This is a genomic window from Prochlorococcus marinus CUG1416, from assembly GCF_017695965.1.
Lineage (GTDB): Bacteria > Cyanobacteriota > Cyanobacteriia > PCC-6307 > Cyanobiaceae > Prochlorococcus_A.
This window is the reverse complement of record NZ_JAAORM010000005.1, coordinates 501,974-514,864: the sequence shown is the minus strand read 5'-3', so window position 1 is coordinate 514,864 and position 12,891 is coordinate 501,974. Positions and strand designations below refer to the sequence as shown.

Genomic DNA, 12,891 nt, shown 5'->3' with positions numbered 1-12,891 from the left:
AAAGATTTATTCATCGCCAAGAAATTCTATAATTTCTTTGTCTTTAAGATTTTGAGCACTACCTAGTTTAGAAATATCAATAGATTCTGAGTTGGCTAGACATTGTAGAGTTTTTTGTAATTTCAGAATTTCATTTTCAAGTAAGTCAATTCTATCCATTAAATTTTTTATTACATTAGCTTCTGCATCTGGCAAGGCAGAGTGAGCCAATGGATTCACTTTGACACCACTTTGATGCACTACTCTGCCAGGAACTCCAACCACAGTACTGTTCCCCTCTACATTGCGAACAACTACTGAACCCGCGCCAATACGGGTGTTAGACCCTACTGTTATGGACCCTAGTACTTTTGCACCTGCCCCAACTACAACATTTTCCATTAATGTTGGGTGTCTTTTGCCATGATTTTTACCAGTTCCTCCTAATGTAACGCCTTGATAAAGTAGACAATTATTTCCTATCTCAGCTGTTTCACCAATTACAACTCCCATTCCATGGTCTATAAAGACCCGTTTACCAATTTTAGCCCCAGGATGGATTTCAATGCCTGTTACTAGCCTATTAAGATGACTTAACAAGCGAGGAATTAAAGGAATTTTTAATTGCCATAATTTATGCGTAAACCTATGAATTACTATTGATTGGAAGCCTGGGTAGCAAAGAAAAATTTCTAATATCCCCCTGGCAGCAGGATCTCGTTCTTTGATAATTTCTATATCTGATTTAAAAGTTCTTAGGATCATGGTCTAATTAAAAATTCCAATTTCTTTTTTTAATTGATTTATTGTTTCTATACTCAAATAGTTTTTAGCGCATATTATTTGAGGTAATCTCATGAGCTGAGATCGATTTTTTAATAATGTGTTTTCCACAACTGACAAACTCGGCCCATCACACACTATATGGTTTGCAGCCTTTAAAAGCGATAATAATCTACTGTTGTTGTCTGAAATCGCCGTCATAAGCATTAATTCACTACCTCGCATGCTGTGTATGATAACCTCAGCTGCCCGTAATAAACCAGGACTAATGCTAACAATACCGACACAACTTCCGGTATTTAATTCTTTGAGTATTTTCAATTCCTTTTGAAAGTCGCTTAAGTCAACTGCAATAGCTCGAACTCCATATTGTTTCGCAACTTTTTCTAGAGGTTGTAAAAAATATCTGCTTGTGACAATAGTCCCATTATTCGAACTACTCAGAACTTTTTCTAATTCTTCCATAGGAATAACTTCTACTGGTACATTAACTTTTGGAGAGAGCTCTTCTGCTATCAGCATAGAAGCGCCTATATCCTCCCTAGGAGTACTGACTATAATTCTTGCTCCGCATTTAATACGCCAATCAATTTCATTAGTTAATATTTCTCTTGTTTCTTGTAAGGTGCAGCCAAGATTTATGAAGTTATCAATAGCCTTTTTTGCTTCTTGGTCTGGTGGCTGAGATATCTTGTCTTTTGAGTAAATTGATTTTTTTAGTTCTCTTTTAGTAAGATTATCTCTCACATAGATCCCCGATCCAGCTATTGCTTCAACAACCCCATCTACTTCAAGTTGTCTGTAAACTTTGCTAATAGTATTCCGATGGAGTCCAGTCTGCATTGCAAGTTGCCTAGTGCTTGGAAGTCTGTGTCCAGGTGGAAAATGTCTTGCTGCTATTGCAAAGCAAATTTGATTATATATTTGTGTTGAGGCAGGGATATCACTTTCTTGTTGAATATGGAATTTCACTTTAAAACAATCCTGACTAATTAATTTTTATTTATAGTGACACTTTAACATTTGGCATATTTTTGGATAAGAAGTTCTCAGTCTTCATCTTTTTTAATAAGTGGTGTTTTCCTAGGGCTTAAAAACATAATCATGTTTCTCCCTTCTCGTTTTGGCTTTTGTTGTACTTCTGATTGCTCCTCTAAATCGTTAGCCATTTTCAAAAGGAGTGTTTCAGCTAAATTTGAGTGTTGAATTTCTCTACCCCTAAAAATTACAGTGCATTTTACTTTATCTCCCGATTTTAAGAATTTAGTAGCTTGACCTATTCGTACGTCATAATCATGTTTGTCAATTTTGTACCTCATTTTTACTTCTTTAACTTCTGTTTGATGAGATTTCTTTTTTGCTTCTTTTGCTTTCTTTTCTTGTTCAAATTTATATTTTCCATAGTCCATGATTCTACAAACAGGAGGATTAGCTTTTTCGCTGACCAAAACTAAATCAAGTTCTCTTTGAGAGGCTATTTCTAATGCTTTCAATCTATCTATGACACCTAATTGTTTTCCATCTGAATCAACAACTCTTAATTGAGGGTATTTTATTCTTTCATTAATATTTGGGAGCTCTCTAATAGGAGCGCGGCGGTCAAAGCGTGGGCGTGGTGGCATTCAGTTTAGTAAATAAAAATTGATTTGATGATGAACAAAATCTATTATTTTTAAATTTAGCCTAAAAAAGACTCTATTTTGATTATTGCATCTTTTAGCAGGTTTTTGTTATTAAGCCAAGTTGGATTATTTTTATTACGAAACCATGTTTTTTGTCTTTTGGCAAATTGGATCGTTTTTATAGTAGTTATTTCTATCGCTTTATCAATAGTTAAATGGTTATTTAAGACATCCATAGCTTGACGGTATCCAATGGTGTTTAATATTTGCAAATCAGATCCATATTGAGAAATAAGGTGTTTCGTCTCTTCCAAAATTCCAGATGAATACATATTTTTTGTTCTTTGTAAAATTCTTTCTTTTAAGTTATCTCTATCTAATCCCAGTTCTAGTATTCTCCATTCAGGAGGTTTTTGAACTTTTTGAGTTGACAAAGGTTTTCCTGTTACGTAAAAGACTTCTAAAGCTCTTATTGTTCTCACGTGATCAGCAAAATTGATTTTTTTTGTTGAGATTGGATCACAATTTTTTAAAAGTTCCCAACGTTCTTTATGTTCAAGTTTTTCTAATTGTTCTCTCAAATTATTTTGCGGAGGGATATCTGGGACAAAAAAACCTTTTGTTATTGAGTTCATATATAAACCACTCCCTCCAACAAGAAAAGGTAAATAATTTTTTTTAAGTTCTCTTTTTATTGATTGTTGAGCAATTTCTTGAAATTGTTTTACATTAATTGGATTAATAGGCTCTTCAATATCTATTAAAAAATGCTTTATTTTTTTTTGTTGATGCTCAGATGGTTTGGCTGTTCCAATATCCATAGACTTATAAATTTGTCTTGAATCTATATTATGTATACGAGTTTTGAAATATTCTGCGATTTCAATAGCTAATTCTGTTTTGCCACTAGCTGTGGGTCCAAGTAAAACTATTACATGAGGTGGATAAGAAAACATATAAATTTCTGAAGAAAAATCTATTAGCTATATAATTAAAGTGATTAAATTTTTCATAGACTTCGAGCCTTTCTCTTATTGTGGTGGTAAGTTTAATCAAAGACCTTTTAAACATAACATTTTAAAAGTTTAATGTTTTTTTTTCTATTAAATGAGTGAGGACAAAAGATCTAATAAAATCTCAAATGACTATGGTGCGGAACAGATTCAGGTTTTAGAAGGCTTAGAGCCTGTTCGTAAACGCCCGGGGATGTATATAGGTACGACAGGGCCGAGAGGTTTGCATCATCTAGTATATGAGGTCGTTGATAACTCAGTTGATGAAGCACTCGCAGGACATTGTGATCACATTGAAATTGTTCTTCGCGCAGATGGATCAGCTTTAATTTCTGATAATGGACGAGGTATTCCAACAGATATTCATCCAAGGACTGGTAAAAGTGCTTTAGAAACTGTACTTACTGTTCTTCACGCAGGAGGGAAATTCGGAAGTGGCGGCTATAAAGTTTCAGGTGGGTTGCATGGAGTAGGAATATCTGTGGTGAATGCTTTAAGCGAATGGGTTAATGTGACTGTTTACAGGGATAGCAGTGAGTTTAATCAAAGATTCGAAAAAGGTATATCAAAGGGTGAATTACAAACTAAAAAGCAGTCTGTGAAACCTTTTAAAAAAGGGACCACTATTTGTTTTAAGCCCGATAAAACGATTTTTTCTGGAGGTATCGAATTTGAATATGCTCTTCTTTCATCTAGATTAAGAGAACTTGCTTATCTTAATGGTGGTGTAAAAATTGTTTTTAGAGATGAAAGAAATCAATTATCTGATGGTTCTTTTAGAGAAGAAATTTACTTATATGAGGGAGGTATCAAAGAATATGTTCAATACATGAATGCAGAAAAGGATTCAATTCATCCTGAGATAATTTATGTTGACTCACAGAAAGAAAACGTTTACGTAGAGGCAGCTTTGCAGTGGTGTTCAGATGTTTATTCAGATAATATTTTAGGATTTGCAAATAATATTAGAACTATCGATGGAGGCACTCATATTGAAGGATTAAAAACAGTTTTGACAAGAACTTTCAATAATCTTGCTAAGAAGAGAGGCAAAAGAAAAGATATTGAAAAAAATTTAGCTGGTGAAAATATTAGAGAGGGTTTGACGGTAGTTTTATCGGTGAAAGTTCCAGATCCCGAATTTGAAGGACAAACAAAAACAAAATTAGGTAACACTGAAGTAAGAGGAATTGTGGATTCTCTGATTGGCGAGGCACTGACAAAATACATGGAATTTAATCCTGGAATTTTGGACTTGATTCTTGAAAAAGCAATTCAATCATTTAATGCAGCAGAAGCTGCAAGAAGGGCTAGAGAATTAGTTAGAAGAAAAAGTGTGCTTGAAAGTTCGACTCTGCCAGGTAAATTAGCAGATTGTAGTTCTAGAGATCCTTCTGAAACTGAAATTTATATCGTTGAGGGGGATTCTGCTGGAGGTTCCGCTAAACAAGGAAGAGATAGAAAGTTTCAGGCTATTTTACCTCTCAGGGGTAAAATTCTTAATATCGAAAAAACTGACGATAGTAAAATATATAAAAATACAGAAATTCAGTCATTAATAACAGCTCTAGGATTAGGAATAAAAGGAGAGGAGTTCGACGTGAGCTCTTTGAGATATCACAGGGTTGTAATTATGACGGATGCTGATGTTGACGGTGCACATATAAGAACTTTATTATTGACATTTTTTTATAGATATCAAAAAGAACTGGTCGAGAAAGGTTATATATATATTGCATGTCCTCCTCTCTATAAGGTTGAAAGAGGTAAGAATCATAAATACTGCTATAACGAGAATCAATTAAAGGATACAATTACAGGTTTTGGAGAAAATGCAAATTATAATATTCAGAGATTTAAGGGATTAGGTGAGATGATGCCAAAACAATTGTGGGATACAACTATGAATCCTCAAACTAGGATGATGAAAAAGGTTGAGATTGAAGATGCACTTGAAGCCGACAGAATATTCAATATATTAATGGGAGATAAAGTTGCACCAAGAAGAGAATTTATTGAAACTCATAGTAGTAACTTAGATATGGCAACTTTAGATATATGATTAAAACTCTTCTAAAGAATTTTTGCTTAATTACTTTTGCATTAATTGCTCCAATTACATTACCTGCTGGTGGAATCCAAAAAAGTTTAAATCAAAATAAGTTTCCTAATAATACCAATGAAATTATATTGAGTTCCAATACTCATCTTTATTCTTTTCCTGAAATTCATGCTAAAGAATTATTAGTTCTTGAAGTAGGTACAACTTTATCAGTTTTACGTAATTGGCAAGTTAGCGAAAGTGAAATTTGGGTAAGGGTTGAATTAGCTTCTAATAAATTTTTAGACGATCCAAATAAGATTAAAAAAGGCTGGATAAAAATGTAAATTTTGGATTTTAGTTCAATAGGTATTATTTTAATTGGTAGTACTTTTGGATTAATACTGAGAATATTTATACAAAATAATTTAAAAAAAAGCATAGGTTTTGATATTCAAAATACTTCAATAGTGAATTTTATATCATCATTTTTTTTAGGAATTTTAGTAGCAGTAAATTTTATTAATAACGATATATTATTTTTATTTTATACCGGTTTTTTAGGATGTTTTAGTACATTTTCCTCTTTTATATATCAACTATTTATTCTATTGAAGAAGAGGAAATTCCTAATATTATTTTTTCATTATATCGAAGTAATATTTTTTTCTTTCTTTTTCTTTTATTTGGGTTACTTAATTATTCAATTATTTTAACATGAAAATAAAAAGTTTTTTTTATATTCTTTTAGCTTGTTATGTAGGTACTTTTTTAAGATTATCTATAAATAATAACTTTATTATTTCAATTCTAGGATCTTTTTTCGTTGGTTTTATTGTCAGTAAAAAATTAAGTTATTCAAGCGAAAAAATTTTATTAAGTGGTTTTTTTTCTTGCTTTACATCCTTTAGCGGATTTATATATTTTTTGTACAAAATTTTTAATCAAGGAGATTGGATAAAATTTATAATGTTTCTTAATTTAATCATTATCGTAAATTTATTCACAATGTATTTTGGGTTCTGGATAAGTAGAAAAATTACTTAAATTTCATATAATGGTGTTGTTACTTTGAAAAGGGATTATATCAATGAATGAAAATAATCTTGAAACGGTTACAGCCTTATCTTCTGATTTAAGTACTCGAGAAAATATTACGATTCAACTTGAAGAATTGCTAGTAGCAGGAAATTATGATGAGGCAAAATTACTTTTAGAACCTTCCCAACCTGTTGATATTGCAGATGCTATTGGAAGCCTTCCATTAATATTGCAGGCATTAGCATTTCGATTGTTAAAGAAAAATGAGGCAATTGAGGTTTATGAATATTTAGATCCAATAGTTCAGCAAACTTTATTAGAAAGGCTTCGTTCAGGAGAAGTTTTAGAAATCGTTGAGAAAATGTCGCCTGATGATAGGGTTCAACTTTTTGATGAATTACCTGCAAAAGTTGTACGAAAATTTTTGTCTGCTCTGAGTCCAGGTGAAAGGAAAGTCACAGCTGAATTACTTGGATATGAGCCGGAAACTGCTGGAAGATTAATGACAACTGAATTCATAGACCTTAAAGAGATGCAAACAGCAGCTGAGGCTCTTTCTTTAGTTAGAAAAAGGGCTCCATTCACAGAAACAATTTATAGCTTATACGTTACGGACAAAGAAAGACATTTGACAGGGATACTTTCTTTAAGGGACCTTGTAACTGCTGATCCTTCTAAGCCAATTGGGGATGTTATGACAAGAGATGTGGTTAATATTTCTACGAATACGAATCAAGAAGAGGTCGCAAGAGCAATACAAAGATATGATTTTCTAGCACTCCCAGTTGTTGATAAAGAAAAAAGACTCGTTGGGATAGTAACTGTCGATGATTTAATTGACGTTATAGAGCAAGAAGCAACAAGAGATATTTATGCGGCAGGGGCAGTTCAACCTGGAGATGAAGATGATTATTTTCAAAGTAGTTTGTTTACGATAGCTCGACGAAGAATTTTGTGGTTGTTAATTTTGGTTTTGGCAAATGGTTTGACGACAAAAGTTATAGCGATGAATGATCAAATCTTAAAAGAAATAGTTTTACTAGCTGCATTCATTCCGCTGCTTATAGGTACTGGGGGCAATGTTGGCGCTCAAAGTTCAACGGTTATCATTAGAGGTTTAAGTACTCAAAAGTTGAAGTCTCTTGGTGCTATTAAAGCAGTAGTTAAGGAGGCAATTACAGGCGCTCTTTTAGGTGTTTTGATGATGCTAGTAGTTTTCCCTTTCGCTTGGTGGCAAGGGCAGGGTCCTTTAATAGCCTCTGCGGTAGGAATAAGTTTAATATCTATAACGACTTTAGCTGCGACTACAGGTGCTATCCTCCCTTTAATGTTTGACAGAATGAGGTTAGATCCAGCCCTAATGTCCTCTCCTTTCATAACTACCGTAACTGATATTGCAGGTGTATTTATTTATCTAAGTACTGCAAAATGGTTATTAAGCTCTTCTTTAATCTAAATTTAGTAGGTATTTATTCTCATTTTTGTAAAAATGTGGATTTTTTTGTTTAACTTTACATTTCTTAATGGTATTGTTTACAAAACAACATTCAACTTTCATGTCTACTGAAACATTAAGTGAGAATAAATTAGTCACAATATCAAGTTTAAAAGCTGCTAACGATGTCGACCTTGTTAGATCTTATTTGAGGGATATAGGTAGAGTCCCGCTATTATCTCACGAGCAAGAAATTACTCTTGGTAGGCAGGTCCAAGAATATATGCAAGTAGAAAGAGCAGAATTGGAAATTATTGAATTAACAGGAGAAAAGCCAAGTATTGAGGAATTATCAAACAAATTAAACTTATCTATTTCCATAATAAAAAAAAGATTGAGAGCTGGACAGAGGGCGAAAGAAAGAATGGTTGCAGCTAATTTAAGGTTGGTAGTAAGTGTTGCAAAAAAATATACTAAAAGAAATATGGAATTATTAGATTTAATACAGGAGGGAACAATAGGTTTGGTAAGAGGAGTTGAAAAATTTGATCCAGCTAGAGGCTACAAGTTTTCAACATATGCATACTGGTGGATTAGACAGGGTATTACTAGAGCAATTGCTGAAAAAAGTAGGGCAATCAGGCTACCAATTCACATAACTGAAATGTTGAATAAGCTTAAAAAAGGTCAAAGAGAGTTGAGTCAAGAAATGTCTAGAACTCCAACAGTAAGTGAACTTGCAAAATACGTAGAGCTTCCTGAAGAAGATGTTAAAGATTTAATGTGCAAAGCTGGGCAACCAGTTAGTCTTGAAACAAAAGTTGGTGATGGTGAAGATACTGTATTACTAGATTTATTAGCAGGCGGTGAGGATTTGCCAGACGAACAAATAGAGATGGATTGTATGAGAGGCGATCTTCATTCTCTTTTGCATCAATTACCAGATTTGCAATGTAGAGTTTTAAGAATGAGATACGGGATGGATGGTGATGAGCCAATGTCTCTTACAGGAATAGGGAGGGTACTTGGGATCAGTAGAGATCGAGTAAGAAATTTAGAACGAGATGGATTAAGAGGTTTGAGAAGACTTAGTGAAAATGTAGAAGCTTATTTTGTTTCCTGAAGAAATTCACATATTAATGTATTTGTTTCTTCAGGTTCTTCATCATGAGGACAATGGCCAGCACCTTTAATAATATCTAATCTTTTAATATTACTGAACTTTTTCTTCCACTCTTTTGCTTCACTTAATGATTCCCAAGGATCTTTTTCTCCCCAAATTAATTGGATTGGAGTACCAACTTTGTCGAAAAGGTCTGTAGCAAGATAGTCGTCAAATAAGTTAATAAAACCACGAAATGCTTCTTTAGAGTTTGTCCTTTTAGAGGGTTGATATAGTATTTCAATTAATTCCTCATCGATATTTTTTCCTGAGGGGTAAGCTTGTTCAAGTATTTTCTTTATAACTTTTGGATTAGCAGCTCTTGTGAAAAGTGTATTGCTGATTATTCTTTGTCTGACTATCGTTTTAAGGACGGGTCTCAGTAGATTCATTAAGATATCACTTTTTTTTAAACGTTTATCATCCATAGTTCTTTGTGCACAATCAATCAAAATGACACCTTTGCAATTATCTTTGAGGATTTCAGCAGCTTTTAATGCAATAACACCACCAATTGAGTTCCCTACCAAGTAAACAGGAGATTTTATTACCTCTTCACAAAATGTTGATATTTGATTACCCCATAAGTTAAATGAATATTTAATTGAGTTTTCTTTGTCAGGTTCGTAATTTAATAAAGCATTAGGCTGACTGCTTTTTCCAAATCCTAATAAGTCAATTGCGTAGCAGTTAGAAAATTTACCGAGAAAATCTTGATTATGTCTCCAATGGTTTTTTGATGCCCCAAATCCATGAACTAATAAAATTTTAATATTTTTTTCAGAAGTAGATTCTTTTGATAAAGACCAAGAAATTTCCCAATTTTTCCACTTCCAAGTTTCAGATTTATTTAAGGACACTATGAATATGCTTTTGATTAAACTTTAATTCAAAAAAAAATTATTCGTTTTTAATAAATTATTCTTAACTATGAAAAAGCGTTCATTTTATGAAAAAGAAAAAGGTGATATGTATTGGAGAGGCTTTAATAGACAGAATCAGAAATAAGTCAAATCAAGGATTTACAGATTTTTTGGGAGGTGCGCCGGCTAATGTTGCTTGTGCATTAAGAAAATTAAAAATAGATTCAACATTTATAGGAAGTTTGGGTAGTGATGATTATGGAAAAAAATTTATCACGCAATTTAATGAATTGGAGGTTAATTTAGATTTTTTGCAATTAGATAATGATTCATCTACTCGCGTGGTTAATGTAGATAGAGATCAATTTGGAGATCGTTTTTTTTCAGGCTTTGAGGAAAGTTCTCATTCACGCTTTGCAGACGAAGTTCTTAGTAAGAAATTCATAGAAAAAGAAATTTTAAATTTGGAGAAATCTTTTCTAGAAACAAAATATTTAGTTATGGGAACGATCTTATTATCATCTCCAATATCAGCAGAGACTATTTTTTTTCTTCTTGAACAGGCTAAAAAATTTGAAGTCAAAATAGTTATTGATTTGAATTGGAGAGAGGTCTTTTGGGATCACTCAAGTTTTTCATCAGAAATTAGTAAAGCCGAGAGAGTTAATTTAATCAAGAAATTTTTAAATCATGCAAATGTCTTAAAACTTGCTAAAGAAGAAGCAACTTTGTTTTTTGAGGATGAAAATCCCTTGATAATATCTCAACAATTGTCTAATAGACCAGATGTAATAATAACTGATGGAAAAAATCCCGTTGCATGGTATATCAATGGATTGCAGGGAATTACTGAAACTCCTACTTCAAAAAAAATTGTTGATACAACTGGCGCAGGCGATGCTTTTTTAGCTGGCTTAATTTCACAATTTATTGCTTCTGGCTATCCTTCAAATGAACTAGAGATAGAAGATTGCATTAAGTTCGCAGGTGTTTGTGGATTATTAACTTGTCTTGGTGAAGGTGCTATCGAGCAACAGCCATATTATGAGAAGGTTAATAAATTTTTGGGATCTCGTATTTCGTAGTTTCTTCCATAATTTTTTGCGTAACTAATTTCTATTTTCCAGAAATTATCAATAACTGGTTCTATTAATTCTGGCCATTCAATAACTAAAATAGCTTGTCTTTGTATTGCCTCTTCTTCTTCTGAAAAAAAAACTTCTTTTGCTGAAGAAACATTTTCTAATCTGTATAAATCAAGGTGAATTAGTGGAATTTTTCCGGAGTTATAGTGATGTGATAAAGCAAATGTAGGGCTTGTAATGTCTTCAGAGATTGTTAAGCCTTGAGCAATCCCTTGCACAAATGAAGTTTTCCCAGCACCTATTGGACCCTGTAATAAAACAATTGATTGGGGATTTAATTTGTGTGAGAGTTTTTTTCCTAAATTTAAAGTCTCTTTTAAATTCTCAACAAACACAAAATTACTCAAAAATCATTTATAGTTTAATAGAAAAAGTATTTACTAGAAATGGTTATCTCAAATTCAGTTAAAAACTCAATACCAAGTTATGTAATTGCCGATATCTCTTTATCAGATTTTGGTCGTAAAGAAATTAAAATTGCCGAAACAGAAATGCCTGGATTAATGGCACTTAGAGATAAATATCAATCTGAAAAGCCACTCAAAGGTGCAAAAATAGCTGGAAGTTTACATATGACTATTCAGACGGCAGTCTTAATAGAAACTCTTGTTGAACTTGGTGCAGAAGTGAAATGGGCTTCATGCAATATTTTTTCAACTCAAGATCATGCGGCTGCAGCTATCGCAGATAAAGGAATTGCTGTATATGCAAAAAAAGGTGAGACTCTTGATGAATATTGGCAATATACCCACTATATTCTTGATTGGGGTTCAGACTCTCCAAATATGATTCTTGATGATGGGGGAGATGCAACTGGTTTATTGATACTCGGTAGTAAAGCGGAAAAAGATTTATCTGTCTTAGATAATCCCGGTAATGAAGAAGAAATTGCTTTATTCAATTCTATTAAGTCTAAGTTGTCAAATGATAGTTACTTCTATTCTAGAATTAAAAGTAACATTATTGGTGTCACTGAAGAAACTACAACTGGAGTTGCAAGACTTTATCAACTGCAAAAGCAAAATGCTTTACCTTTCCCTGCTATCAACGTTAATGATTCAGTAACTAAGAGCAAATTTGATAATTTATATGGGTGCCGAGAATCTCTAGTTGACAGCATAAAGCGTGCCACTGATGTGATGATTGCTGGGAAGGTCGCTTTAGTGATGGGTTTTGGAGATGTAGGTAAAGGTTCAGCACAGTCATTAAGAGGTCTTGGTGCAATTGTAAAAGTTGCTGAAGTTGATCCAATTTGTGCTCTTCAAGCGGCAATGGAAGGTTTTAGCGTTGTTACGTTAGACGATGTTGTGGAAGATATAGATATATTTGTTACGGCAACTGGGAACTATCAGGTAATTACAAACGAAAATCTCGTTAAGATGAAAGATGAGGCCATAGTTTGTAATATCGGCCATTTCGATAATGAAATTGATGTGGCTTCCTTGAAAGATTATCCATGGGACAATATTAAGCCGCAGGTTGATCACATAACTTTGCCGAGTGGCAATAAAATAATCCTTTTAGCCGAAGGTAGATTAGTTAACTTAGGTTGTGCCACTGGACATCCAAGTTTTGTTATGAGTAATTCTTTTACTAATCAAGTACTAGCTCAAATTGAACTTTTCAATAAGTCAGAAAAATATGCTAAGGAGGTTTATGTTTTACCAAAACATTTAGATGAAATGGTAGCTAGATTACATCTTGATAAAATTGGTGCAAAATTAACACAATTAACTAAAGAACAGGCTGACTACATTAATGTCTCTGTTGAAGGACCTTATAAACCAGAACTCTATAGATACTAAGT

At 33.0% G+C, this 12,891-nt stretch carries 14 protein-coding genes; 8 read left to right on the top strand and 6 right to left on the bottom strand.

Annotated elements, in window-relative coordinates:
- Positions 1–6: 6 nt before the first annotated feature.
- The 4 genes from cysE to miaA form a co-directional block, all read right to left on the bottom strand.
- The gene (gene cysE, locus HA146_RS09110; protein WP_209109306.1) at positions 7–741 is read right to left on the bottom strand and encodes a serine O-acetyltransferase; all 735 of its coding nucleotides are present in this window, start codon (positions 739–741) and stop codon (positions 7–9) included.
- Between the two features lie 6 nt (positions 742–747).
- Positions 748–1,734: a GntR family transcriptional regulator gene (locus HA146_RS09105; RefSeq protein WP_209109213.1), complete on the bottom strand. Its 987-nt coding sequence runs from the start codon at positions 1,732–1,734 to the stop codon at positions 748–750.
- A 77-nt stretch (positions 1,735–1,811) separates the two neighbouring features.
- Complete coding sequence (infC, locus tag HA146_RS09100; protein WP_209109212.1) at positions 1,812–2,384, bottom strand: translation initiation factor IF-3; 573 nt, start codon at positions 2,382–2,384, stop codon at positions 1,812–1,814.
- Positions 2,385–2,440: 56 nt separating this feature from the next.
- A complete protein-coding gene (gene miaA / locus HA146_RS09095; RefSeq protein WP_209109211.1) occupies positions 2,441–3,340 on the bottom strand; it encodes a tRNA (adenosine(37)-N6)-dimethylallyltransferase MiaA in 900 nt (299 codons plus the stop codon).
- Between the two features lie 151 nt (positions 3,341–3,491).
- On the opposite strand from miaA, the gene gyrB reads away from it, so the two are divergent.
- The 6 genes from gyrB (at position 3,492) to HA146_RS09065 (ending at position 9,037) form a co-directional block, all read left to right on the top strand.
- Positions 3,492–5,459, top strand: a complete 1,968-nt coding sequence (gyrB, locus tag HA146_RS09090; protein WP_209109210.1) for a DNA topoisomerase (ATP-hydrolyzing) subunit B — start codon at positions 3,492–3,494, stop codon at positions 5,457–5,459.
- A complete protein-coding gene (locus HA146_RS09085) occupies positions 5,456–5,785 on the top strand; it encodes a hypothetical protein (RefSeq protein ID WP_209109209.1) in 330 nt (109 codons plus the stop codon). The genes gyrB and HA146_RS09085 overlap by 4 nt, the downstream gene beginning before the upstream one ends.
- A 3-nt stretch (positions 5,786–5,788) precedes the next feature.
- The gene (locus tag HA146_RS09080; RefSeq protein WP_209109208.1) at positions 5,789–6,154 is read left to right on the top strand and encodes a FluC/FEX family fluoride channel; all 366 of its coding nucleotides are present in this window, start codon (positions 5,789–5,791) and stop codon (positions 6,152–6,154) included.
- Between the two features lies 1 nt (position 6,155).
- Positions 6,156–6,485, top strand: coding sequence for a CrcB family protein (locus HA146_RS09075; protein WP_209109207.1), 330 nt, complete (start codon positions 6,156–6,158; stop codon positions 6,483–6,485).
- Between the two features lie 43 nt (positions 6,486–6,528).
- A complete protein-coding gene (gene mgtE, locus HA146_RS09070; protein WP_209109206.1) occupies positions 6,529–7,935 on the top strand; it encodes a magnesium transporter in 1,407 nt (468 codons plus the stop codon).
- A 100-nt stretch (positions 7,936–8,035) separates the two neighbouring features.
- Positions 8,036–9,037: an RpoD/SigA family RNA polymerase sigma factor gene (locus HA146_RS09065; RefSeq protein WP_209109305.1), complete on the top strand. Its 1,002-nt coding sequence runs from the start codon at positions 8,036–8,038 to the stop codon at positions 9,035–9,037.
- On the opposite strand, the gene HA146_RS09060 is transcribed toward HA146_RS09065, so the two are convergent.
- Positions 9,022–9,936 (bottom strand): alpha/beta fold hydrolase, encoded by a 915-nt coding sequence (locus tag HA146_RS09060; protein WP_209109205.1) that lies wholly within the window; start codon positions 9,934–9,936, stop codon positions 9,022–9,024. The genes HA146_RS09065 and HA146_RS09060 overlap by 16 nt on opposite strands.
- Before the next feature lie 89 nt (positions 9,937–10,025).
- Between HA146_RS09060 and HA146_RS09055 the strand changes: the two genes are divergently transcribed.
- Positions 10,026–11,024 carry a carbohydrate kinase family protein gene (locus HA146_RS09055; RefSeq protein WP_209109204.1) on the top strand — a complete coding sequence of 333 codons (999 nt, stop codon included), beginning with the start codon at positions 10,026–10,028 and terminating at the stop codon, positions 11,022–11,024.
- Here the strand turns inward: HA146_RS09055 and tsaE are convergent.
- Entirely contained in the window at positions 10,982–11,419 is a 438-nt protein-coding gene (gene tsaE / locus HA146_RS09050) for a tRNA (adenosine(37)-N6)-threonylcarbamoyltransferase complex ATPase subunit type 1 TsaE (RefSeq protein WP_209109304.1), read from the bottom strand. The genes HA146_RS09055 and tsaE overlap by 43 nt on opposite strands.
- A 51-nt stretch (positions 11,420–11,470) precedes the next feature.
- Here tsaE and ahcY point away from each other — a divergent pair, with 51 nt between their 5' ends.
- Positions 11,471–12,889: an adenosylhomocysteinase gene (gene ahcY / locus HA146_RS09045; RefSeq protein WP_209109203.1), complete on the top strand. Its 1,419-nt coding sequence runs from the start codon at positions 11,471–11,473 to the stop codon at positions 12,887–12,889.
- Positions 12,890–12,891: the final 2 nt, after the last annotated feature.

What these genes read in the sequence shown, in the direction of transcription:
- HA146_RS09085 (WP_209109209.1), top strand. Translation starts at nt 5,456, where the DNA reads ATGATTAAAACTCTTCTAAAGAATTTTTGCTTAATTACTTTTGCATTA.
- gyrB (WP_209109210.1), top strand. Translation starts at nt 3,492, where the DNA reads ATGAGTGAGGACAAAAGATCTAATAAAATCTCAAATGACTATGGTGCG.
- mgtE (WP_209109206.1), top strand. Translation starts at nt 6,529, where the DNA reads ATGAATGAAAATAATCTTGAAACGGTTACAGCCTTATCTTCTGATTTA.
- miaA (WP_209109211.1), bottom strand. Translation starts at nt 3,340, where the DNA reads ATGTTTTCTTATCCACCTCATGTAATAGTTTTACTTGGACCCACAGCT.
- infC (WP_209109212.1), bottom strand. Translation starts at nt 2,384, where the DNA reads ATGCCACCACGCCCACGCTTTGACCGCCGCGCTCCTATTAGAGAGCTC.
- HA146_RS09055 (WP_209109204.1), top strand. Translation starts at nt 10,026, where the DNA reads ATGAAAAAGAAAAAGGTGATATGTATTGGAGAGGCTTTAATAGACAGA.
- HA146_RS09075 (WP_209109207.1), top strand. Translation starts at nt 6,156, where the DNA reads ATGAAAATAAAAAGTTTTTTTTATATTCTTTTAGCTTGTTATGTAGGT.
- HA146_RS09065 (WP_209109305.1), top strand. Translation starts at nt 8,036, where the DNA reads ATGTCTACTGAAACATTAAGTGAGAATAAATTAGTCACAATATCAAGT.
- ahcY (WP_209109203.1), top strand. Translation starts at nt 11,471, where the DNA reads ATGGTTATCTCAAATTCAGTTAAAAACTCAATACCAAGTTATGTAATT.